Source organism: Williamsia sp. z71 (genome assembly GCF_059553375.1).
Genome location: NZ_JCANWX010000003.1, coordinates 221,392 through 245,173 on the forward strand (window position 1 = coordinate 221,392; position 23,782 = coordinate 245,173).

Consider the following 23,782-nt stretch of genomic DNA (forward strand, 5'->3'; position numbering starts at 1 on the left):
CGATTACGGTCATTTGAACGACTTTTGACGGTCGACGCGGGCCTATACCGTCCCTGAGCATGCCAAATCAACCACGTAGCAACCCGCGAATCACGCGCTCGAAATCAAACCTGTTCGCGGCCGCGGTCGCGCTGTCGGTCTCCGGTGTCCTGCTGACCGCATGTGGCGGTGGTGGCTCCAACGATCCGGAACGAACTGTCTCCCAGTCGGTTCCGCCAGTACTGGAAACCTCTCGATCCACACAACCATCGGTGGTCCCCACTGATCCGGCCGCGGTGATCGAGCAGAGTTCCCAGACGACACGGCTGATGAATTCCGTGCACATCGCATTGATGGTGGACGAATCGATCGAGAGTCTCCCCATTCAACAGATCGACGGTGACGTCACCAATGCGCCGGTGGTCGGCGCTCAGGGTGCCGGCGAATTCCGGATCAACAACAACCTGACGGCGTCAGATTTCATCGTCGCGAACGGCAACCTCTACACCCGGGGCGAAGGCGCCGACGGTTATACCAATCTCGGTCCGGCCCAGCGGATCTACGACCCGGCCATCATCCTCGACAAGGACAAGGGCTTGGCCAACGTGATCTCCCAGGTGCACAACCCGACAGTCGCCGGCACCGAAGAGGTCAACGGGGTCGAGGCGGTCATGATCGAGGGCACCATCGCGAGCACCGAACTCAAGCCGATCCTCCCCGAGGTCGACAAGACCGGTACCGATCTGCCCATCACACTCTGGGTCACCGCCGAAGCCCCGTACAACCTGGTGCAGATCACGGCTGAGGTCTCGGGCGGTGAGGTGAACATCGTCACCTCGAAGTGGCAGGAACCAGTCACCGTCGCAAGCCCCGAATAGTCATCGTCGAAACCGGCAGCGCCCACCGAACACCCGACGTCAGGTAGCACCGAGCCATGACCACATCCATCCCCACCGAACTGCAGATATGGGTCGACGGAATCCAGGCTCCGCCGGTTCCCGGTACCACCCGGATCCAGATCGGGCGGGTGCCGGAGAACGACATCACCATCGACCATCCACTGATCTCCCGACGGCACGCGATGCTGACCTGGAACGGCGGATGGTCGATCACCGACAGCGGCAGCACCAACGGGATCTACGCCGGTGGTCAGCGGGTGCAGTCGGTGAACCTGTGCGGCACCCAGGACGTCCGCCTCGGTGGTCCCGACGCCGGACCGGTACTGCGGATCAGAATCTCAGAACCCACTCCGGCCCCGATCCGATCCCTGCAGAAACCGGCAGGTGCCGACGACCTGCCACACATGCAAGCCCTGCGGCAGAACATGTCGGCGGTGTACCGGAGCGCCGGGAATCAGCCGCCGCAACGTCAGTCGGTCGACATCGCCGGCGGATCAACCATTCGCATCGGCCGCACGCCCGACAACAACGTCGTGGTCAGTGACGTGCTCGCCTCTCGTCACCACGCCCAGATGATCAGCGGTCCAACAGGTTTGGTGATCGAAGACCTGCGCAGTGTGAACGGGACGTTTGTCAACGGGCGCCGGATCACCCGACAGGCGCTGACCGACGGTGACGTCGTCACCATCGGTAACAGCGACTTCGTGGTCTCCGACGGCCAGTTGATCCGCGGTCAGGCGCGGTCGGTCGTCTCCGGTGGGGTACAGGTGAGTTCGGTGAGCCTGACCATCGATGGCAAGCAACTCCTCGACGGCGTCGAGTTCACCGCCGCACCCGGGACACTGACGGCGATCATCGGCCCGTCGGGCGCCGGTAAATCGACTGTCTCCAAGATCATCTCGGGGTCACACCACCCTTCGGTGGGGACCGTGACGTTCGAAGGACACGGGGTTCATGACGAGTACGACGCCCTGCGAACCCGAATCGGGATGGTGCCGCAGGACGATGTACTGCACAGTCGGCTCACCCTGCGGCAGGCCCTGCGCTACGCCGCACAGCTGCGGCTACCACCGGACATGTCCCGCGGCGACCGGGATCTGGTGATCGACGGAGTGCTCGCCGAATTGCAACTGACCGAGCACGCCGGCACCCGCATCGACAAACTCTCTGGGGGACAGCGCAAACGGGCATCGGTCGCGATGGAGTTGTTGACCGGACCGGCGCTGCTGATCCTCGACGAGCCGACCTCGGGGTTGGACCCGGCGCTCGACCGGCAGGTGATGCAGACCCTGCGCCGGCTCGCCGACGCCGGACGGGTGGTCATCGTGGTGACCCACTCGGTGGCCCACCTGTCGATCTGCGATCAGGTGCTGCTGTTGGCGCCGGGCGGAAAAACCGCGTTCTGCGGCCCGCCCGGATCAGTGAAAACGGCAATGGGAACCGATGATTGGCCCGAGATCTTCGCCTACGTCGCGGCCCGGCCCGACGAGGCGTCGCGTCGCTACCGGGACAGCGTCCGCAGGCGGCCACCCCCACCGCCGCCGCAACCCGGCTCATCCCGGCCACGGTCACGTCAGGCCAGTGCACTCCGCCAGGTCAGCACCATTGCGCGCAGACAGTTCCGGCTCATCCTGGCCGACCGTGGATACCTGATATTCCTGCTGCTGCTGCCGATGGTCCTGGGAGCACTCACCATGGTGATCCCGGGATCGGCCGGCTTCGGGCTCAACGCACCCGGGACCACCGAAACCCTGCAGATCCTGGTGATCCTGGTGATCGGCGCGACGTTCATGGGGTCGGCGCTCACGGTCCGCGACCTGGTCGCCGAACGCTCCATCTTCGAGCGCGAACGTGCCGTCGGCCTACGCCCGGGCGCCTACCTCGCGGCGAAGGTACTCGTCTTCGCGGTCTTCGCGATCGCGCAATCGGTGATCATGCTGCTGGTCTGCCATGCCGGCCGAGGGACGCCCGGCAAGGGCGTATATCTGCCTGCCACAGTCGAACTCGGTATCGACCTCGCCCTCTTGACCTGCATCGGAGCCCTCATCGGCCTGGCCATCTCGGCGACGGTCCGAACCCCCGAACAGACGATGCCGCCTCTGGTGGTCGTGGTGATGATCCAACTGGTGTTCTGCGGCGGCCTCTTCGCCCTGCACGACCGGGTCGGACTGGAACAGATCGCCTGGCTCAGCCCCTCCCGATGGGGTTATGCCGCAGCGGCTTCCACCGTCGAGGTGCAATGGACGACCCCCGGTTCGGCCACCGAGGACGAACCCCTCTGGCAACACGACATGACCACCCTGGGCACCAGCTACGCGGTTCTCGGCGCGATGGCCGTGGTCCTGTTGCTGTTCATCTACAGCCGGTTGCGTTTGAAGCGGTCCTGAACCCCACCCCGATCGGGGCCGGCTCAGCCGGTGACCAGTGCCCAGAGACCGTCGCGGCCGGCAGCGGCAGCCACGCCGGCGATCTCGTTGTCCCAGTGGTGCACCGAGCCGTACTCCGAACGCCAGGCCAGGGCCGCTTGGGTGAACTCATGCAGGCGGTGTTCGCGGGTGGTGCCGATCGCACCGTGCACCTGGTGGGCGTTACGCACCACCACGGAGGCGGCATGTCCGGCGCAGGATCGCGCCACCGCGACCAGAAACCCGAGACCGGTTCCGGTCCAATCAGAGCGGACGGCCTCGCCCACTGCGGCTTCGACCGCCGCACGGGCGAGTGCGGTTTCCGCGGCCATGTCGGCGACAAGAATCTGCACCGCCTGGAACTTGGCCAATGAGCGTCCGAACTGAACTCGTTCGGAGGTGTGGGCGATCGACATCTCGAGGATGCGATCGAGCGCTGCGCTCACCTGCACGCCACGTACCAGGGCGCTGCGCATCACCAGTTGGTCGACAACGGCGTCGGGGACCGCGATCCCGGATTGATCGGTGATGTCGTATGTGACGGTGTCACGTGGCTCGTGTGCGAGGTTCGAACCGCCGGTGATGCTCACACCGGAAGCCTCGACATCAGCAACGCGGTACGTGTCCGCGTCGCGCCAGAGAACGACCACCCGATCTGCCGCAGACGCCCACGGCACCCCCGACGCGACGCCCCGATCGTCGAGCACGCAGACCGTCCGGCGGGCTTCGTCGACCGGGAGTCCGGCAGTCTCGAGGAGCCATCCGGCGAGCAGATCATGCTCGGCCAACGGGATACGTACGCCGTGGTGGGCGGCGGCATGGCTCAGTGCCGCCGCCTCGTGCCAACCCGCCCCGCTCCCGCCACTCTCTTCACTTCCGGTCAAGCGAACCAGTCCGAGTTCGGACAGCTGCTTCCATAGCTCCGTATCCCACTGTGCGACCTCGATATTCGGCCCATGATGCTCCCGATGGGCGGCGAAGACGTCGGACATCATCTCCAGCAGTGCCCGATCCACACCCGCAGATGCATTCATCAGCGCATCCCCAATCCCCGTGCGATCACACCACGCAACACCTCGTTGGTGCCGCCGCGCAGCGTGAAACCCGGACGTCCGGCGACGGCATCGGCGATCATCTCCGCGTAATCGATAGATGTGCCATCGGCCCCGAGGAGGTCGGCGAAGTCCGCGATGTCACCTTCTGTCGACGTCCCGAGGACTTTGACGACCGCTGCGGCGGTGTCGGCCGGCTCATGACGTTCCAGGGCGCCTGCCACGGCTGCCGACATCTGGTGCAGGCCCGCGATGCGGGCGACGTATCGGCCCAGGTCCGGGTGGGCGGGCAGTTCACCGGTGGCGGTCCGCTCCGCGATCTCGGCCAACAGCGGGAACGTCGACAGAAAGCGTTCGGGGCCACTGCGTTCGAAGCTCAGCTCGGAGGTCACCTGGTTCCATCCGTCGCCGATGGTCCCGAACACCATCGCGTCCGGCACGAAGACGTCGTCGAGGACCACTTCGTTGAAGTGATGTCGCCCGTTCATGCTGATGATCGGTCGGATGTCGACGCCCGGTGAGGTCAGGTCGACGATGAACTGGCTCAGGCCGTCGTGTCGATGAGCGGGATCGACCGCGGCGGTCCGGGCCAGGCAGATGAAGGCGTTCGCGAGGTGTGCACCGGACGTCCACACCTTGGTGCCGGTGATCGTCCAGCCCCCCTCGACGGGCGTGGCCTTCGTCCGCACACTGGCCAGGTCGGAGCCGGAATCCGGTTCGCTCATGCCGATCCCGAAGTAGCACTCGCCCTGCGCGATACGCGGTAGGTACGTTCGCTTCTGGGTCTGGGTGCCGTACTTCAGCAGCGACGGCACGATCTGCCGATCGGCGATCCAATGCGCCGCCACCGGTGCCCCGGCAGCCAGCAATTCCTCGGTGACCACAAATCTCTCGAGGTGTGTGCGCCCGTGCCCGCCGTACTCCTCGGGGACGGTCATGCCCAGCCAACCGCGGGCGGCCAACGCCCGGGAGAAGTCCTCGTCCCAGCCGGTCAGCCAGTTGTCCACCTGCCCGCTCATCCGTCCGGCAGCGCGTTGTTCGGCGACGAATTCCCGGACCTGCGAACGCAGCCCATCGAGTGCGTGTGGATCGTCCGGAACCGGTGGAACCAACCTCAGATCCGTCATGCTCCTGATGCCTCCCACAGTGATGGGTGTTGGTGAGTGCCACTGCGCGTCGCTCACCATAACCCACCACTTCCGGGGGTTCGAGGGTTTACGGAATGATGTTGACCATTCGGCCGGGCACCACGATCACCTTGCGGGGCTCACCCTCGAGCAACGGGATGATCTTCTCGTCCGCGAGCGCCGTCGCGCGCAACGTCGCCTCGTCTGCGTCGGCCGCCACCGTCATCCGGCTGCGTACCTTGCCCTTGACCTGGATCGGGATCTCGATGGTGTCGTCGACGAGCCACTGCTCCTGCGCCACCGGGAACGGCCCGTGGGCCAGCGACGCGGTGTTGCCCAGACGCTCCCACAGTTCTTCGGCCGCGTGCGGTGCCACCGGCGCCAGCATGAGCACCAACGGCGTGACCGCGTCACGGGGCGCACCGTCGGGGTACTGCTTGGTCAGGTGGTTGGTCAGCTCGATCAGCTTCGCCACTGCGGTGTTGTCCCGCAGGTTCGAATAGTCCTCGCGCACACCGTCGATCGTCTTGTGCAGCAGACGATTGGTGTCATCGGTCAGGTCCACGTCGACCACCCGGGTCTTGCCCGTGACCTCATCGACGACCAGACGCCAGGCGCGCTGCAGGAATCGCTGCGCACCGACGACGTCCTTGGTCGCCCAGGCCCGCGAGGTGTCCAGCGGTCCCATCGACATCTCGTAGACACGCAAGGTGTCGGCACCGTAGTCACGGCAGATGTCGTCCGGCGCAACGGAGTTCTTCAGGGACTTGCCCATCTTGCCGTATTCCCGATTGACCTCTTGGCCGTTGTAGAAGAACTTGCCGCCCTCTTCGACGACCTCTTCGGCAGGCACATAGACACCACGCGAATCGGTGTACGCGTACGCCTGGATCATGCCCTGGTTGTACAGACGCCGGTACGGCTCGGCCGAGCTGACGTGCCCGAGGTCGAACAGCACCTTGTGCCAGAAGCGCGAGTACAGCAGGTGCAGCACCGCGTGCTCGACACCACCGACGTACAGATCGAGCCCGCCGGGATCATTCTCGCCGTGGACCTCGGGCCGCGGGCCCATCCAGTACGCCTCGTTCTCCTTGGCGCACAACTCATCCGGGTTGGTGGGGTCGATGTAACGCAGCTGGTACCAGGAGCTGCCGGCCCACTGCGGCATCACGTTGGTGTCGCGGGTGTAGTGCTTGAGTCCGTCACCGAGGTCGAGCTCGACGTTCACCCAGTCGGTGGCCTTCGCCAACGGGGGAGACGGTTCACTGTTCGGATCGTCGGGGTCGAACGAGATCGGCGCGTAGTCGATGACGTCCGGAAGTGCCACGGGCAGCATCGAATCCGGGATCGCGTGCGGCGCACCGGACTCGTCGTAGACGATGGGGAACGGTTCACCCCAGTAGCGCTGACGCGCAAAGAGCCAGTCGCGCAGCTTGTATTGGACGGTGCCGCTGCCGGTACCGTCGGCCTCGAGGCGCTCGATGGTTGCCGATTTCGCCTCGTCGACCCGCATCCCGTTCAGGAATCCGGAGTTCACGAGCGGCCCGTCACCGGTGTAGGCCTCGTCGGCCACACCCTGCTCCGAACCGATGACCTCGATGATCGGCAGTCCGAAAGCCGTCGCGAACTCGTGGTCGCGGGTGTCGTGGGCCGGGACGGCCATGATGGCGCCGGTCCCGTAGCCGAGCAGCACGTAGTCGGCGATGAACACCGGGACCTGCGCCCCGTTGAGCGGATTGACGGCGTAGGAGCCGGTGAAGACACCGGTCTTCTCCTTGTTCTCCTGCCGCTCGAGGTCCGACTTGGCCGCGATCGTGTTGCGGTAGGCCGCAATGGCTTCCGCCGGGGTGGCCGCGCCACCGGTCCACAGTGGGTTGACATCGGCCGGCCACTGCGCCGCGATCAGCGGATCGACGAGCTCGTGTTCGGGGGCGAGCACCATGTACGTCGCGCCGAAAAGGGTGTCGGGGCGGGTGGTGAACACCTCGATGGGTCCGGCGGGCGAGCTGAACGCGACCTGCGCGCCGCGGGATCGGCCGATCCAGTTGCGCTGCATGGTCTTGACCTTCTCGGGCCAGTCCAGCAGGTCCAGGTCGTCGAGCAACCGGTCGCTGTACGCGGTGATCCGCATCATCCACTGCCGCAGGTGTTTACGGAACACCGGGAAGTTGCCGCGGTCGCTGCGACCGTCGGCGGTGACCTCTTCGTTGGCCAGCACGGTACCCAGACCGGGGCACCAGTTGACCAGCGAATCGCTCTGGTAGACCAGCCGGTAGTCGTCGATCACCTCGGCCCTGGCGGCCTCGTCCAGATCCGCCCAGTTGCGGCCGTCGGCGAGAGTGCGCGCACCGGAATCGAATTCGGCGATCAACTCGGGGATGCGACGGGCCTTGCCGGCATCACCGTCGAACCAGGCGTTGTAGATCTGCAGAAAGATCCACTGGGTCCAGTGATAGAAGTCGACGTCGGTGGTGGCCACCCGGCGACGTTCGTCGTGACCCAGGCCCAACCGGCGGATCTGTTCCAGATACCGCTCGATGTTGGCCTCGGTGGTGGTGCGCGGATGGGTTCCGGTCTGCACCGCGTACTGCTCGGCCGGCAGCCCGAACGAGTCGAAGCCCATCGTGTGCAGAACGTTGCGACCGTTCATCCGGTGGAAGCGCGCGTAGACATCGGTGGCGATGAAACCGAGAGGATGCCCGACGTGCAGTCCGGCACCCGAGGGGTACGGGAACATGTCCTGGACGAAGAGCTTGGCGTCGGGACCGTCGAACACCGACAGATCACCTGCCAGGTCTCCCACCGGGTTGGGCGCCTCAAAAGTGCGCCGCTCGGTCCAGTTCTGCTGCCATCGCGCCTCGATCTGCCCGGCCAGCTCTGCCGTGTAGCGGTGCTGCGGGGATTCGTCGGGGGCTGAAGTCGTCGGGCCAGTCACTTGACCAGCGTAAAGCCTGGCTCATCCGGGCTGCAGGCAGGCCTGGGTGACCATTGATTTTCCCAGGCCTCGTATTGTATGGGCGTGACCGTCGCAGCAAACATCCTCGCCGTCGTCGCCCTGGCGCTGGCGCTGGTCTTCGGAGTACCCGGTGTCCTGGGCACCACGAGGCGTCTTCCCCGCAACAGGTGGCTCGGTGTACGGTCCGTCGAGACCATGGGCAGCGACGAGAAGTTCCAGCTGGCCAACCGCGTCGCCGGGCCCGGTCTGATCTGCGCGGCTGCGGTCCTCCTGATGGGCGCGGTCCTGGCGATCTTGCTGGGTGGCACCGTCGGCGTGATCATCGCCGCCGCCGCCATCGCGGTCGGTATCGGCCTGGCCGGAGTCATCGGTTCACTCGGTGTCCGCGCGGCTGCAGCGATGCCCGATCCGGCCTCCGACTGCGGCGTCAGCGGTGGCTGCACGAGCTGTTCCCTGCAGAGCATGTGCACCACCGACAGCGCCGCAGGTGGCGCAACCCCGTCCGACTAAAGGCGTGGCGCGCTCGCCGCTGGCCTTCCTGCAGCGCTTCAACATCGATGGCTTCATGGTGGCCATCATCGCGGCGGTTCTGGTCGCCACGGTGCTACCGGCCCGCGGCGTAGCCGACGACATCCTCGACTGGGTCGTCAAGATCGGCGTCGGTCTGCTGTTCTTCCTCTACGGCACCCGCCTGCATCCCCGGGATGCCCTCACCGGCCTGACCCACTGGCGTCTGCACCTGACCATCCTCGGATTCACCTTCGTGGTGTTCCCCTTGCTCGGCCTGGCGCTCTGGCCGCTGCTCCCGCACCTCGTCGGCGACGATCTCGCCACCGGTGTGCTCTACCTCTGCCTGGTCCCGTCCACGGTCCAGTCGTCGATCAACTTCACCTCGATTGCCCGCGGCAACATTGCCGGCGCCATCGTCAGCGCCTCGGCGTCGAACCTGCTCGGTGTGTTCCTCACCCCGATGCTCGTGGTGTTGCTGATGAACTCCTCGGGTGAGATCTCGTTCTCGGCCTCGTCCGTCGTGACGATCGTCCTGCAGTTGCTCGTGCCGTTCGTCGCCGGGCAGTTGCTCAGGCCGCTGGTTGGCCGGCGGATCGCGGCACACACGAGCCTCACGAAGTTCTTCGACCGCGGCATCATCGTGCTCGTGGTGTACGCCGCGTTCGGCGACGGCGTGCGCGATGGCATCTGGAGTCAGGTCAGCTGGTGGCAGGTGGTGATCCTCGTCGTGCTGGCCGTGGTGCTGGTTGCCGTCATGCTGTGGCTGACCCGCACGGGATCGCGGCGGCTCGGCTTCGACCGGGCCGATTCCATCGCCATCCAGTTCTGCGGCACCAAGAAGTCGCTGACCACCGGTCTGCCGATGGCCGCTGTCCTGTTCGAGGGACGCACCATCGGCCTGATCGTCCTGCCGTTGATGATCTTCCACCAGGTTCAGCTGATGATCTGCGCCTGGCTTGCCGCGCGATACAGCCGCCAGTCCGAGGTCTAGCCCGAAATTCGCGCCACGTCGGCTGCCCGCCTTCCGAAATTCGCGCCACTTACTCGCGAACGCGCCGGTTGCAACCGGCGCAGACGCAGGCAGGTGGCGCGAATTTGATGAAGGGAAATCAGCGCACCGGCCGGGACACCGGGATGTTGACGTAGCTCGGGGCATTCGGGTCGAGTTGGATGTGCTGCGGCCTCAGCTGCGAATCATTCAGCAACGGCCGCAACGGTAGACCTCGGGGGAAGTTCGCCGCGAACACGTCGACGCGCAACCGATGTCCGGGTTTGATCAGGGCATCGGTGGCCAGCAGACCGACATCGAGCTGCACGGCCCGGCCCGGGACCACCGGCGCACGGGTGGCCAGGGTCAGGGTCTGCACCGGATCGACGACGTCACCGTTCGGTCCGTACCCGGTTGCGTCCTCGTCCAGCGCCCGCAACGAGGCCATCAGCTGGCCCGAGGTCAGCACCGTCGAGGTGCCGTCGGGAGCAACATCATTCAGCGTTGCCGTCCAGTAGCCGTCGGCCGCGTCCATGACGGTGTTCAGGTGCAGGTTGATCGGACCACTCAGGCTGGTCGCCTCGGCGAACGGCGCAGTGGTGAACGTCAATGCGCTCGACTCGGCGATCCGCGAATCGTCCGCACAGAAGGAGAACACCGCGAGGAGACCCGCGGTCTGCTGTGCGGCATCACGCGAACACAGTGTGGCCAAAGCCGGTGCGACCGTGAGCCTGCCGCGGCTGTCCGAGGATGCCGCCGACAACGATCCGTCGCGCACCGCGTGCGGTGCGGTGCCGCTCGCACTGTCGGAGAGGTAGAGCCGCTGGTGGTTCATCCCCGGTCGCGGGAAGTCCTCGGCGGTGGTCCAACCGTTACCCTGCTGGTACAGGGTGGCCGGTCCATAATTTTCGATGCCGTTGTCTATTCCCTTGAGCCACTTGTCGAACCAGGCGCGTTGCAGGACGTCGAGCCGCGGCGGATAGCCGGGATCCCCGAATCGGGAACCGCCGGTGACGTGATAGGTCGGGCCCATGATCAGCTGCTTTTTGCCATCTGCGAGCGGGATCTTGTCGAACATCCGCCACTGACTGTTGGTGAACAGGTCGTACCAGCCGCCGTAGATCATCGTCGGTGTGGTGATGTTCTCGGCGTAATCCAGCCAGTTGGTGCGTTCGGACGAGCTCTCGTCGAGCAGGCTCTGGGTACGCGGCGGCACCGACTCCACGGTGGGGGAGAGCAGCGCGTCCAACAGTTGCGGGGCGAAGACCGCCGGATCGGAAAGCCTCGACCCCAACCACTTCCAGTCGAAGGTGCCGTTGAACATCGATTGCACATCGGGCACGAACTTGAGTCCGTTGACCAGCGCGAGCCAGGCCGGCAGGAAGCCCACACCCAGCGCACCTCCGGGGGCGACGATGTCCCGGATCAGGTCGCCGCCGGGCTCGACCGGGAAGATCGCCTCGAGCGGTTCGGGATTCTTGTTGGCCGCCTGGATCTGATTGATCCCCGAGTACGACGCCCCGCTCATGCCGACCTTGCCGTCGGACCAGCTCTGCCGGGCGGCCCAGTTGATCACCTCGACGGTGTCCTGCTGCTCACGGGCCTGGAAGACATCCCAGACTCCTTGCGAGAAGCCGGTCCCGCGCACGTCCACCACAACCTGGGTATACCCGGAACGGATGAGTTCGGGATCGACGCTGAAGGTCTGGGCGAAGCCACTTTTGAGGGTCTGCACCAGATCGGACAGGCCGTCGAACGGGGTGCCGGAGAAGTTCAGCAGATCGGCGAGCTGCAGGGCCAGCGGCGCCAGCACCGGGTTCGACAACGCCGCATCGGCCACCGCACTGACCAGCTTCGTGTACGGCGTCATGTTCACGATCACGGGCATCTTGGTGGCGACCGGCCTGTTCGCACCATCGGCAGGCCGGTAGATGTTGGCCTTGAGGACCGTGCCGTCACTCATCGTGATCGGCACATCCCACCGGACGTTGATGCCGGGATACCGCGACGCACCGTCGTGTTGCGCGGTCCACCGCGCCCCATCGGCACCACCTGTCGGATCAGCCAGCGCTGCAACAGGATTGCTGAATCCGGCAACCAGAACCACTGAAACCAGGCCGGCCACCACGCCCGCACCTCGACCCCACAAACCCATCGGACCCCCTCCGCGTTCCCCGACCCCCGAGCGAGCATCCGTTGAGACGCCGCTCACATCAGGGGTGACACTAACAGATTGCTGAAGCCAAATCGACGATCAGCGATCAGTTGCGCTCGAGTTCGATCGGGTGGGTCGAGAGCATGGGAAGCGGCCACGGCTGACGTCGCAAGACCTGCGACCAGAGATCGACCTCGGCGGGGGCGATGACGTCTTCCGGAATCGACGGTGCCACGATCCAACTACCCGTGCGCAATTCGTCACCGAGTTGTCCGATACCCCATCCGGCATATCCGGCAAAGATCCGGACCCCGACCAAGAGGTGACCGAGTTCGTCGGCATCGGCATCGAGATCGACCAGGACCACGCGGCCGGCAACCGATCGCAGGGCGGGCACGCCCTCGATGCCGACACCGGGTTTGATCACGCCCAGACACAGCGCCGAGTCCTGCTTGACCGGACCGCCCACGTATACCGCCTTCGGCCGGGCGGCGGTATCGGTCCATGCCGGCAACAGGTTGTGCACCGCGGTCTGGCTCATCCGGTTCAGGACAACGCCCAGACTGCCGGCGTCGTTGTGTTCGATGACGTAGATGACCGTGCGCCGGAATGTCGGCTCCGCAAGATCGGTGGACGCCATCAACAAGCTGCCGGCGGAAATCGCCTCGATACCAGATGACACCCCGAACATGATGCCACGCCCGTGGCTCCAACAGGCTACGACGAACAGGCGGAAGTACCCGGTCTTCGGATCGCCGGAGCACCCGATCGTGAATTCGTTTGTACGCTGATGATGATGAACGTCCAACCACCCGTCGCGGACCCGGTGCCGCATGTCCGCGCCGGCCATCAGCGGTTGCCGTTGCGCGATTTCACGCGGTCGTTCCAGAAGTCACCGGGCCTGTCCCGGCTCCTGACGGTTCGGTTCGGAAGCCAGTTCACCGACGGCCTCTTCCAGGCCGCGCTCGGCGGTGCGATCCTCTTCAACCCCGAGCGCCACGCCGATCCGATGGCGATCGCGGCCGGGATGGCTGTCCTGCTTCTTCCCTACTCCCTCGTCGGCCCGTTCGCCGGCGCGCTCCTCGACCATTGGGATCGACGGTTGGTTCTCGTCTGGGCCAACGTCCTGCGGGCGATCCTCGTCTCGATCGTGTCGGTGGTGGTCGCGACCGGAGCCGGCGACACCGGCGTACTCGTCGCCGCGCTGGCGGTCACCGGTGCCAGCCGGTTCGTCGCGTCGGGCCTGTCGGCGTCGCTGCCCCACGTGGTCTCGCGCGATCTGCTGGTCGGCATGAACTCGTTCTTCACCACCGCCGGCTCCGGAATTCTGGCCCTCGGCGCCGGTGCCGCTTTCACCCTGCGGGAGATCTTCGGCTCCGACAACACCGGCAGCGCCCTGACCCTGCTCGGCGCGGTCGTGATGGCGTTGATCACCGCGGGCATCGCCCGCCGGTTCAAGCCGCTGCAGCTGGGTCCGGATCATCCGGACTTCGTCGGTCATCCGACCCCCGGCCATCCGGAGGGCAGCGCCCTGCGCGCGGTCGCGGTGGGTCTGGGTCATGGCGCCCGGGCGGTGTGGAGCTCGCCGCCGGCCGCCGCGGCACTGTCCGGCGTGGGCGCGCACCGCATCGTGTTCGGCATGAACACGCTCCTACTGCTCGTCCTGACCAAACAGTCGGCACTCGGTGGCGGCCTGACCGGCTTCGGGCTGGTCGCCGGCCTGACCGCGGTGGGTATGTTGCTCGCCGCGGTGCTCACCCCGTTTGCGGTCGCCCGATTCGGGCGTCAGCGAGCGGTGGTCTCGGCGCTGGCCATCGGCACGGTGGCCCAGCTGGCGCTGCTGACCTTCAACGGTGTGGTCATCTGCTTCGCCGCGGTCGTTCTGGGCCTGATCGGCCAGGTGTGCAAGTTGTGCGGTGACGCAGCCATGCAAATGGACGTCGACGACGCCCGCCGTGGACAGGCGTTCTCGTTCCAGGATGCGCTGTTCAACGTCGCGTTCGTGGCTGCGGTCACCGCTGCCGCGTTCGCCATCCCCACCGACGGCAAATCCATGGTCCTGGTCGTGGCCGGTTCAGTGCTCTACGCCCTGGCCATCATTTCGGTCACGCTGATCCACCATCGTGACGTCCCCGTCTGTCCTCCACCGTCCGCGCCGCTGGCGACCACTGCCTGACCCCGGTGACAGCTGCCGGTCAGGTCCACTCTCACAGGAGGCACCGTGCAGTACGGGATCGTTTTCCCCAAGGGTGACAGCGCCGATTTCGCGGAGATGGCGGTGGCCGCCGAGGAAGCTGGCTGGGACGCGGTGTTCGGCTGGGAAGCGCTGTGGGGCGTCGACCCCTGGATCTCGTTGACCGCCGCGGCCATGCGCACCGATCGGATCAAACTCGGCACCATGCTCACGCCCCTGCCCCGGCGCAAGCCGTGGGACCTGGCGTCGACCACCGCGACCCTCGATCGACTCAGTGGTGGTCGGGTGATTCTCGGCGTCGGTTTGGGTGCGCTGCACCCGGGCTGGCTGGCCTTCGAGCCCGATCAGGGACGCAAGGTGCGTGCCGAACTCCTCGACGAAGGGCTCGACGTGTTGTTCGGGCTATGGGGCGGCCAGCCCTTCTCGTACGACGGTAAGCATTACCGCGTGCAGCCCACCGACTTCGAGTTGCCCGACCCACCGGTCCAGCAACCCCGGATCACCACCTGGTGCGTTGGGTTGGAGGGTTCTCGCAAGTCGATGTCGCGGGCGGCGCGGTGCGACGGATTGATCCCCAACTTCGCCGGCGTCGAAGGCCCGCAGCCGCAGCCGTTGGAGCGGTGGGCAGGTGTGGCCCGCGAGGTCCGGGAGCTACGCGAGGAACTCGGATGCACCGGAAGCTACGACGTCGTCTATGAGGCCACCGCCGATTTGAAAGACCCCGCCGGCGAACGCGAACGGGCGGCGGCGCTGGCCGATGCCGGCATCACCTGGTGGCTGGATTCCGATTGGGGCGCCACCCCCGACGATCCCATCGCCTACCAACTCGAACGGATCAACGCCGGACCGCCCGCCGGCGACAAGTGAGAATGTTCGGCTCGCGAAATATGCCGTCGCGCGTCCCGAATTGTTTCCGCTCCCCAGCCAGGGGATTCGTCGACTCGGCGGTCGCTCCAGCCGAACCGCTCGCGCAGTACCCCATAAATGGGGTGTCTGTGGTGGTCAGCGACATATCCGCCAGTCCGACACCGATTTACGAACATTGATCGTAACCTTTGCGAAAGAATGCCGAGACGATGTCTGGGTCTGATCGTTTATGCAGGTCAGCGCCATGATCTATCCGCGGGCGCAGACGTCGGGATACAACTTGCCCGATGGAGTGAGGAGAAAATATCGGCAATTAGCCTGATCAAGGCGACAAAACCGGGAATCACCTGGCACTATTGGCGCATGCGCAATCGTGACGAGGTATCTGAGTTCGCCATTGAACTCAATAGGCTCTGTGCTACTCGCTGGCCAGGTGGGTCGCGCACTGCAAATGCAGAGATTGCCGACTGGGTGACGGCCGAAACAGGTCGTAACATCGATCGGCAATTTGTATGGCGGATCCGCAAGGGCCGCGTAATGAAGGTGGACGGCGCGGTACGCGACGCCATCTGTTCATTTTTCGGGGTCTCGAAAGAACATTTCTCGTTCAGCCCCCGCACTCTCGGTCAAGAGGTGCAGGCTGCGATCGAGGAAACAGGACTTCAGGTAGCCGGTCTCCGCGCCGATCAGTTGTCGTCGACCGGGCGGGCCGAACTCGCCTCCCTACTGCGAGAGGTGAGTCGGGTCCTCGAAGCCGAGAAGAGCGTCGGACAATGATGACCCGGCAGAAGATGTTCCGCCTCGCCGCGGCCATCACGCCGATGAGTGGATGGGACTGGGACGATTTCGAATCCCGTCTCGGCGAGCAACTGGAATGCGAGGTCCGGTGCATCACGTCGGAGTCTTTCGACTCCGGCGAGATCACCGGCGCCGCATTGCGGACCAGCCGTGGGACCGCGATCATCGTTTCTCCTGCCAACGTCTCTGATGCGCACCGAATCCACATTGCGGCTCACGAGGCCTGGCATCTATTGGCCGGTCACGAAGGTTGCGATCAGAACGCACGTCGTGAAGCGCAAGCCGAGGCATTTGCCACCACCGTCGGCACGCTCGCCGAAGGCCGGGGTAGCGAACCCCGCAACAACCGCGCTTTGACTGCAGCGTTCGGAGCTGTTGGCATAGTCGCATGAGTCAAGCTCTGGGCGCCCTCGCCTGGATTGGGGTCGCCCTGGGAGCGATGCTCGCCGTCCGAGGGGCCCTGTACCGCCAAACTGCGACCACCGCCTTCGGCGTATGTGTCGGTTTTTATTGCCTGACCGGGGAGACCTACACCTCCCTGGTTCCCGAGCACGGTGTCCGCGAGGTGTTGAACACCTCCGAACGCATCTGGGGGGCCACTTCGGCCGTGATCGCGGGCTGCGCACTGGTCGCCACCCTGATGGCGATCCGCCGCGGCAACGCCAACCCGGACGCCGACATCCACAGCGATTCCGATCTCAACCAGCGGATAGTGCTGCTCGTGGTGGCCGCGGCAGGGTCGATAGCAGTGCTCAACCTGTCGCTCGTCCACAGCACGCTCGCACCATCGGCGAACTTCCTCTCCGAGTACGGCCACATGTACCAGGTGGCGGTGTATCAGGTGATATTCGCGGTCTGGATCGGATTCCCGGCCGGCTATTTCGGGTGGACAGTGGTCCGGTCCGAGCTCGGGCCCCTGCGTTACATCGTCGGGATCGGCGGTATCTGCGGTGTGCTCTGGGCGATCTGGAAGATCATCGTCACCGCGACGATCTGGATCGGCGGCATCGACATCGCCGAGAACAGCCCGGTCAGCGTGACCCTCGGATTCCTGGCGTTGGCGTTCTGCGTGATGGGGGCGCTGCTACTGGGGATGACCGCGTCCTATTCCGCATGGCAAAACGGGCGGATCTACCGGAACGCACGCGCGATCGAAGACAGACGACTACGGCACCACAACAAGGCCGCCTGACGTCGCGCTGCATGCGGTTGTCCGACTTCGGGACAGCCGGCCTTCGGTTGCATTGCACAATCTGAGTTATCAGGGTCCGAACCCGGGCTGGTGCGGCAACATCACCGCGTCGGCCGTCCCGTCGAGATCATGGTCGACGAACAACTGGTCGAACGCTTGATCTCCGTCGGTATCGAAATACACGCGCCCGCCCGAGCGCACCACCACGATCTCGCCGCGGCCGTCGTCGTCGCGGTCGTAGAGCAGGTCGGCGGCCTCCCCGTCGCCGACGAAATCGACCAGCGCCCGCGAACCCCCGGGATCGGTCTCTGCGGTCGCGGTCTGCTGCGCTCCGTCCAGCGAGGTCCAGGTGAGATGGATGTCCGTGGGCTCGGGGACCGCGACCTGGGGGCCGGCGGTCGGATTGCTGCCCCGCGGATCGGGCTCTGGATGCCCCCATACGCCAGAGCCGTTGTCCGAGAACCAATTGTCGACCGCACCGTCGTCGTCGAGGTCGAGACCGCTGAGATCGGCCCGACCGTCACCGTTGCGGTCCCACAACACGTCGTCGACTCTGCCGTCCCCATCGAAATCGAGTGGAATCGCATCTGCCGCACCCCCACCGAGCACCACACCGGCCGGCGACGTCCACGTGGTGGTCGATCCGTCGCCGATCCCAAAGACGTACTCGATGACCGGCTCCATGGGTACTTGGACGGACTGGACCCGTGCACCGGTTCCCGATCGTCCGGAAGCGGTAGCGTGTGATGCACACCATGTCCCGGCGTCGAGGAGGATCTTCGGATGTATGTGAGCGAGCTCGGCGATCTGTGGCATCGCGGTCGTACCGAGCCGATGAGCATCCATCTCGATTCCGCGGCGGCGTCACGCTCCTCCACCAAGGTCATCGAGACGATCACCGCACACCTGTGGCGTGAATCCGAACGCGGCGCCTATGTCGCGCAGGAACAGATGAGCGAGGCCCTGGACCGGTGCCGTCACGACATCGCCGCGCTCGTCGGACACCAGGCCCATGAACTCGCGTTCCGCGAATCGGCGAAGGCCGCGTTGCGCGCGCTGCTCACCTACTGGAACCTCCCGATATCCGCGACCGTCTGGGTGGCCAAGAACGAGTTCGGCCCCAACCTCGACGAATTCGAACGGCGTGGCTACGCCGTCCACACCATCCCTTCCGGGGATGTGTACGGACATGTCGACACCGACGCGCTCGAGAACATGCTGCAGTTCGACCAGCCCGACTTCATCCACATCTGCCATATCGGCTCACAGAGCGGTGTCGTCCAGCCGGTCGGCAAGATCGTCGAACTCGCCCGGGTCGCCGGTGTGCCGGTCGTCGTCGACGTCGCACAGTCATTCGGCCAGCGCGATTGCGCATCCGGTGCCGACGTCGTCTACGGCACCAGCCGCAAGTGGCTCGCCGGCCCACGCGGCGTCGGATTCCTCGCCGTCCGTTCGGATTCCGTGCGTCCGGTGGAGATCGAGAGTTCGGAGGCCTTTGTCGCCGGCCGTCTCGGCCTCGGCGTGGCGATCCAGGAACTGCAGAGTTTCGGACCCGAGCGGGTCAACCGTGAACTGGCCGCCATCGGCCGCTTCACCCGTGAGCGTCTGCACGGCATCGGCAGCTGGGAGGTGCTCGAACCGATCGACGAACCCTCGGCGATCGTCACCCTGGCACCGCCACCGGGCTGGGGCCCGTCGGATGTGTTGGCCGCCCGCGACAAACTGCGATCGATCGGAATCCTGGTGACGTGCGCCGACTCGTGGCGGGCGCCACTGAATTCGGAGCAGTCGGTTCTGCGGATCAGCCCACACCTCGACGTCCAGCGGTCCCATCTCGACCTGCTGGCCGGTGAACTCCGCGGGATGGGTTACTAGTCCGGCGTCTGGTCCATCATGTCGCTGACCGCGGCCCGCGCCAGGTCGGCGTCCTTCTGTACCAAGGAGATCCGGGTCCGGCGGGCCAGGATGTCATCCACCGTGAGGGCACCTTCGTGTGTGATGGCGAACTCGATCTCGGCCCGGGTCACATCGATTCCGGGTGCGATCGGCGCCGCCGGATCCGATACCCGGGCGACCTCCAGCACGTGAGCGGCCTCCGCACCGAAACGGGCGATCAGCGAACTCGGCAGATCTGAGCGGTCCGGTGTTCCGGTCGCCCCGATCAGCGGCAGCTCAGTGGTAGGGCACGGCCGGGCGACCAGACCCGACCGACCGACGGCCTCGTCGACGGCCTGCTCGGCCATCGCACGGTATGTGGTGAGCTTGCCGCCCACGACTGTGATCAGACCGTCGTCCCTCACCGCCACAAGGTGTTTGCGCGAGAGGTCCGCCGTACTGAGCGGCACACCGTGATCCACCTCGTCGACCAGTGGACGCAACCCGGAGAACACTCCGCGGACATCGTCGATGGTCAGTGGACGTGCCAGCGCCTTGTTGATGGTCTCGAGCAGCAGCCTGATCTCGGCATCGGTCGGCTTCGGCTCGTCCGGGATGGGACCGGGTGCATCCTCGTCGGTCAATCCGATATAGGTGCGACCGAGCTGCTGCGGCAATGCGAACACATACCGGCTGATGCTGTCGCCCAACGGAACCGTGAGTGCGCCGGTCGGATTGCCCAGCGCTGCAGAATCGACCACCAGATGGGTTCCCCGGCTCGGCCGCAGCTTGACGCTCTCGTCGACCTCGCCGGCCCAGACACCGGTCGCGTTGATGACGGCGTGCGCCCGGACCCCGAACGAGGCACCGGTCCGGACATCGGTCAGGGTCGCACCCCGCCCGGTGACATCGGTGGCACGGGTATAGGTGCTGATGATCGCGCCATGGGCCGCAGCGGTTCTGGCCAGGGCCACCACGAACCGGGCATCGTCGATGAGCTGTCCGTCATGGGCCACCACCGCACCTCGCAGCCCGTCGGTACGGATCGCCGGACACAGTGCCGTGGCCTCGTCCGCGGACACCCGCCGTGACCGCGCCAACACTGCGGTGGGCGTCTTGGCGTTGTGCCGCAACACATCCCCGGCCAACATCCCCAACCGTGCGGCCAGCGTCCCCTTCACCGGACTGCCGTCGAAGACCGGGATCACCTGCGGCAGTGAGCCAACCAGATGCGGGGCGATCACCGTCATGATCCGGTGCCGCTCGAGCGCCGACTCCTGAGCGATCGACACGTCAAGGCTCGCCAGATACCTCAGACCGCCGTGGATCAACTTGCTGCTCCAGCGACTGGTGCCGAAAGCCAGGTCATGGGCCTCGACCAGCGCGACCGACAGGCCGCGGCCTGCGGCATCCAATGCGACGCCGGCTCCGGTGACGCCCCCGCCGATCACCAGGACATCCAAAGGTGTTGTTCGCGAGCGCAATCGATCCAGGTTCGCACGGCGCGATGCCGAGTTGAGCGCTCCGGCCGGGAACTGTTCGAAGGTCACGACTGCACGCGCAGGTACGAGTACAGCGCGTACCGCAATTCCACGGTCCACCGATCGGCCAGGATCGGCTGCACGATCGCGTGCGACTGGATGGCCGACTGGCAGATCAACAACACCATCGCGGCCATCTCCTCGGGGGCCCCGTCGCGGACGTCGCCGCGACGCTGACCGTCGGCGATCGCACGCTGCAAGATCGCCAGGGCGGCGTGCTGGCTGCGCCCGAGCCTGACGAAGACGTAGGGCGCCAGCGCGGTGGAGGGTTCGCGCCAGAGCATTTCGAGGAGATCGTTGTCGCGGATCGCCTCGGCGACGGCCACCAGGCGATCAACCTTGTCATCGAGCGTGTCGCCGCGTGCCGGGATGTCGGCGATCGTGCCGATCAGCTCCCGGGTGACGAGGTCGGTGGTCAGCGTTCGCACGTCCGGCCACCGGCGATAGACGGTCGGCCGGCTGACGCCGGCTTCCCGCGCCACCTCCGCCAGGGTGATCTTGCGTCCCTCAGCACGAACGAGCACCGTCCGGGTCGCGTCGAGCACCCGGTCGGTGATGTTGTCGCCCATCGCTGAGGCCACCGGGTCCGACGTCCGGTCATCGAGGTGTCCAACCAGGGCCGATTTATCGTTACGGAGTGACATGTTGTGTAAAACTGTAACTCATGACAGCCGATTTTCCTCAGCATTCCCTGCCACTGCCCCCGATGCGCTGGGACGGCTGGGGGTCTGCAGAGGCCGCCACCGACCTCTCCGACGCGATCCGGGGCCTGCTCTCACAGGTGCTCGGCGTGACCGGCGACCGGGTCCCGGCTCCGGCGGCCACCGACATCGAACTCTCACCGGTCCGCCTCACCGACGCGGACCTGCAGGCCCTACGCGGCATCGTCGGTGCGGTGTCGACGGCCGACGGCGATCGACTGACCCGTGCCGGCGGGAAGTCGACCCTTGACCTCCTGCGCCGCAGGACCCGCAGTCAGGACGCACCGGATGCGGTGCTCGAACCTGCCACCGAACAGGAGATCGTCGATCTCCTCGGCTGGTGCGCCACCTCCCGGATCGCGGTGGTGCCGTTCGGTGGTGGCACCAGCGTGGTCGGTGGTCTCGACCCGCAGGCCGGTTCGTTGCGGGCGGCGGTCAGCCTCGATCTTCGGCGTTTCGATCAACTCCTGTCGATCGACACCATCTCCGGCGAAGCGGTGCTGGGCGCCGGCGTCACCGGCCCACAGGCCGAGAAGCTCTTGGCCGCACACGGATTCACCCTCGGCCATTTCCCCCAGAGCTTCCAGTTCGCCACCATCGGCGGGTTCGCGGCGACCCGATCATCAGGACAGGCCTCTGCCGGATACGGCCGGTTCGATGACATGGTCACCGGCCTGCGAGTGGTCACACCCACCGGCATCGTCGACTTGGGTGGGGCTCCGAAGACCGCCGCCGGACCCGATCTGCGCCAGCTGTTCCTCGGCTCAGAAGGCACCCTCGGTGTGATCACCGCGGTCGCCCTGCGCGTGCGCCGCATCGCGCCGGTGACCCTCCACGACACCTGGCATTTCACCGACTTCAGCTCCGGCGCAGCGGCTTTGCGGGCCGTGGCACAGCAGGGTGTCGGACCCACCGTCATGCGGTTGTCCGACGAGGCGGAAACCGGAGTGAACCTGACCAGCCCGGACAAGATCGGCGCCGACACCGATGGCGTCTCCGGTGGCTGCCTGGCGGTCACCACCTTCGAGGGAACCGAGCCGGTGGCCCGAGCTCGGCAGGAGTTGACCGGACTGTTGTTCGCCGAGGCCGGTGGCACCTCACTCGGCGCCGACCGGGCACAGGCCTGGGAACACGGCCGCTTCAACGCCCCCTATCTACGAGACGCACTGCTGGACATCGGGGTCGGTTGCGAGACGCTGGAGACGGCCACCACCTGGTCGAACCTGACCGCGCTCAAGACCGCTGTCACCCGTGGCCTGACCGAGGCCATCGGGCTGTCCGGCTCCCCCGCGCTGGTGCTCTGCCACATCTCCCACACCTATCCGACCGGCGCCTCGCTCTACTTCACGGTCGTCTACCGCTGCGGCGACGACCCGGTCACCGAATGGTCGGCCGTCAAAGCGGTTGTCACCGAATCGATCGTGCAGGCGGGAGGCACGATCAGCCACCACCACGCCGTGGGTACCGACCACCGTCCCTGGCTGGCGGATGAGATCGGTGACGTCGGCGCCCGGGTCTTGCGTGCGGTCAAATCCACACTCGATCCCACCGGGATCCTGAACCCGGGCAAACTCATTCCATGACCATCCGTCGAGTTGCCGCGCTCATCAATCCGGCCGCACGTCACGGCCTTGCCGGTGCGGCGGTCGCCGCCGCCGTCAAAGCACTGGTGGCGACCGGACTCGAGGTCACCGCACTGACCGGGTCGAGCGCCGACGAAGCCCTCGAGTTCGCCCGCGGGGTGCGGTCCCCTGAACATGACGCCCTGGTGGTCGTCGGGGGAGATGGGACGATCCGACTGGCGTTGCAGGCCGCGTACGAGGCGGGTGCAGACGCCGTACCCATCGGTTTGATGCCGGCCGGCACCGGTAACGACACGGCCCGGACACTGGGTATACCGACCGATGATCCTGCCGCAGCGGCCGCGATCATCTCTCGCGGTGCCCGCCGGATCTGCGACACCGCCACGATCACGCTGTCCGATGGCAGCGTCCACGCGTTCGGCACCGTCGCGGCCAGCGGTCTCGACGCCCTGGTCACCGAACGGGCCAACACCCTGTCCTGGCCGAAAGGCCAACTGCGATACCCGATTGCGGCCCTGATCGAGCTGTCCCGGATGAAGCCGTTTCCGTATCGGATCACCGTGGACGGCCAGGCTCTGGACCGAGATCTGGTACTGGCATCGGTGGGGAACACCGCAACCTACGGCGGTGGGATGCAGATCACTCCGTCGGCCGTCATCGACGACGGCGAACTGGACATCACCCTGGTGCATCACGGGTCCCGCCTGAAACTGATGGGGTTGTTCCCAACGATCTACAGCGGCAAGCATATTCACCGCAAAGAGGTGGAGCAGCTGCGGGGGAAGAGCATCGAGCTCACCAGTTCGAGGCGGACACCGATCTACGCCGACGGGGACCGGATCGGTGAACTACCGGCAACCATCGAAGTCCGCCGGGGTGCGGTATCGTTTCTCTCGTCGGCAGCACCCGGGGGTGTATGAGAGTTCTCCTGTCCGATCCAGGTTCCGCATTGATCAACAC

20 protein-coding genes are annotated in these 23,782 nt (G+C 65.9%); 12 read left to right on the forward strand and 8 right to left on the reverse strand.

All coding sequences use genetic code 11. The annotated features are described in order from the left end of the window. The first annotated feature begins 59 nt into the window (after positions 1 to 59). Together AC51GR_RS09220 and AC51GR_RS09225 are read left to right on the forward strand one after the other, a co-directional pair. Entirely contained in the window at positions 60 to 857 is a 798-nt protein-coding gene (locus tag AC51GR_RS09220; protein WP_496324333.1) for an LppX_LprAFG lipoprotein, read from the forward strand. Between the two features lie 56 nt (positions 858 to 913). Continuing rightward, positions 914 to 3,265: an FHA domain-containing protein gene (locus AC51GR_RS09225; protein ID WP_496324334.1), complete on the forward strand. Its 2,352-nt coding sequence runs from the start codon at positions 914 to 916 to the stop codon at positions 3,263 to 3,265. A 23-nt stretch (positions 3,266 to 3,288) separates the two neighbouring features. On the opposite strand, the gene AC51GR_RS09230 is transcribed toward AC51GR_RS09225, so the two are convergent. The 3 genes from AC51GR_RS09230 to leuS form a co-directional block, all read right to left on the reverse strand. Continuing rightward, entirely contained in the window at positions 3,289 to 4,317 is a 1,029-nt protein-coding gene (locus AC51GR_RS09230) for an acyl-CoA dehydrogenase family protein (protein ID WP_496324335.1), read from the reverse strand. Further along, positions 4,317 to 5,462, reverse strand: a complete 1,146-nt coding sequence (locus AC51GR_RS09235) for an acyl-CoA dehydrogenase family protein (RefSeq protein ID WP_496324336.1) — start codon at positions 5,460 to 5,462, stop codon at positions 4,317 to 4,319. The genes AC51GR_RS09230 and AC51GR_RS09235 overlap by 1 nt, the downstream gene beginning before the upstream one ends. Positions 5,463 to 5,550: 88 nt before the next feature. Next, a complete protein-coding gene (leuS, locus tag AC51GR_RS09240; RefSeq protein WP_496324337.1) occupies positions 5,551 to 8,397 on the reverse strand; it encodes a leucine--tRNA ligase in 2,847 nt (948 codons plus the stop codon). 84 nt (positions 8,398 to 8,481) lie between these two features. On the opposite strand from leuS, the gene AC51GR_RS09245 reads away from it, so the two are divergent. Both AC51GR_RS09245 and AC51GR_RS09250 read left to right on the forward strand, forming a co-directional pair. Further along, entirely contained in the window at positions 8,482 to 8,928 is a 447-nt protein-coding gene (locus AC51GR_RS09245; protein ID WP_496324338.1) for an SdpI family protein, read from the forward strand. A 55-nt stretch (positions 8,929 to 8,983) separates the two neighbouring features. Then, positions 8,984 to 9,919: a bile acid:sodium symporter family protein gene (locus tag AC51GR_RS09250; protein ID WP_496324619.1), complete on the forward strand. Its 936-nt coding sequence runs from the start codon at positions 8,984 to 8,986 to the stop codon at positions 9,917 to 9,919. Between the two features lie 118 nt (positions 9,920 to 10,037). Here the strand turns inward: AC51GR_RS09250 and AC51GR_RS09255 are convergent, their stop codons facing one another. Then, positions 10,038 to 12,071, reverse strand: coding sequence for a CocE/NonD family hydrolase (locus tag AC51GR_RS09255; protein WP_496324339.1), 2,034 nt, complete (start codon positions 12,069 to 12,071; stop codon positions 10,038 to 10,040). Between the two features lie 106 nt (positions 12,072 to 12,177). Beyond that, positions 12,178 to 12,762 (reverse strand): YqgE/AlgH family protein, encoded by a 585-nt coding sequence (locus AC51GR_RS09260; protein WP_496324340.1) that lies wholly within the window; start codon positions 12,760 to 12,762, stop codon positions 12,178 to 12,180. 102 nt (positions 12,763 to 12,864) lie between these two features. Here AC51GR_RS09260 and AC51GR_RS09265 point away from each other — a divergent pair, with 102 nt between their 5' ends. From AC51GR_RS09265 to AC51GR_RS09285, 5 genes are all read left to right on the forward strand, one after another. Next, positions 12,865 to 14,247, forward strand: a complete 1,383-nt coding sequence (locus AC51GR_RS09265; RefSeq protein ID WP_496324341.1) for an MFS transporter — start codon at positions 12,865 to 12,867, stop codon at positions 14,245 to 14,247. 45 nt (positions 14,248 to 14,292) lie between these two features. Beyond that, positions 14,293 to 15,132, forward strand: coding sequence for an LLM class flavin-dependent oxidoreductase (locus AC51GR_RS09270; protein ID WP_496324342.1), 840 nt, complete (start codon positions 14,293 to 14,295; stop codon positions 15,130 to 15,132). Between the two features lie 363 nt (positions 15,133 to 15,495). Beyond that, entirely contained in the window at positions 15,496 to 15,909 is a 414-nt protein-coding gene (locus AC51GR_RS09275; RefSeq protein WP_495513899.1) for a hypothetical protein, read from the forward strand. Beyond that, positions 15,906 to 16,322 (forward strand): M78 family metallopeptidase domain-containing protein, encoded by a 417-nt coding sequence (locus AC51GR_RS09280; RefSeq protein ID WP_496324343.1) that lies wholly within the window; start codon positions 15,906 to 15,908, stop codon positions 16,320 to 16,322. Before AC51GR_RS09275 ends, AC51GR_RS09280 begins: the two co-directional genes overlap by 4 nt. Continuing rightward, positions 16,319 to 17,122, forward strand: a complete 804-nt coding sequence (locus tag AC51GR_RS09285; protein ID WP_496324344.1) for a hypothetical protein — start codon at positions 16,319 to 16,321, stop codon at positions 17,120 to 17,122. Before AC51GR_RS09280 ends, AC51GR_RS09285 begins: the two co-directional genes overlap by 4 nt. A gap of 69 nt (positions 17,123 to 17,191) precedes the next feature. Here the strand turns inward: AC51GR_RS09285 and AC51GR_RS09290 are convergent, their stop codons facing one another. Then, positions 17,192 to 17,806, reverse strand: a complete 615-nt coding sequence (locus tag AC51GR_RS09290) for a hypothetical protein (RefSeq protein WP_496324345.1) — start codon at positions 17,804 to 17,806, stop codon at positions 17,192 to 17,194. A 99-nt stretch (positions 17,807 to 17,905) separates the two neighbouring features. Here AC51GR_RS09290 and AC51GR_RS09295 point away from each other — a divergent pair, with 99 nt between their 5' ends. Next, complete coding sequence (locus tag AC51GR_RS09295; RefSeq protein ID WP_496324346.1) at positions 17,906 to 18,997, forward strand: aminotransferase class V-fold PLP-dependent enzyme; 1,092 nt, start codon at positions 17,906 to 17,908, stop codon at positions 18,995 to 18,997. Here the strand turns inward: AC51GR_RS09295 and AC51GR_RS09300 are convergent. Beyond that, a complete protein-coding gene (locus AC51GR_RS09300; protein WP_496324347.1) occupies positions 18,994 to 20,547 on the reverse strand; it encodes a glycerol-3-phosphate dehydrogenase/oxidase in 1,554 nt (517 codons plus the stop codon). The two genes, AC51GR_RS09295 and AC51GR_RS09300, sit on opposite strands and share 4 nt — an antisense overlap. Then, entirely contained in the window at positions 20,544 to 21,182 is a 639-nt protein-coding gene (locus tag AC51GR_RS09305) for a TetR/AcrR family transcriptional regulator (RefSeq protein WP_496324348.1), read from the reverse strand. Before AC51GR_RS09305 ends, AC51GR_RS09300 begins: the two co-directional genes overlap by 4 nt. Before the next feature lie 62 nt (positions 21,183 to 21,244). Here AC51GR_RS09305 and AC51GR_RS09310 point away from each other — a divergent pair, with 62 nt between their 5' ends. After that, positions 21,245 to 22,822, forward strand: a complete 1,578-nt coding sequence (locus tag AC51GR_RS09310) for an FAD-binding oxidoreductase (protein ID WP_496324620.1) — start codon at positions 21,245 to 21,247, stop codon at positions 22,820 to 22,822. Beyond that, complete coding sequence (locus AC51GR_RS09315) at positions 22,819 to 23,742, forward strand: diacylglycerol kinase (RefSeq protein ID WP_496324349.1); 924 nt, start codon at positions 22,819 to 22,821, stop codon at positions 23,740 to 23,742. Before AC51GR_RS09310 ends, AC51GR_RS09315 begins: the two co-directional genes overlap by 4 nt. The last annotated feature ends 40 nt before the right edge of the window (positions 23,743 to 23,782 follow it).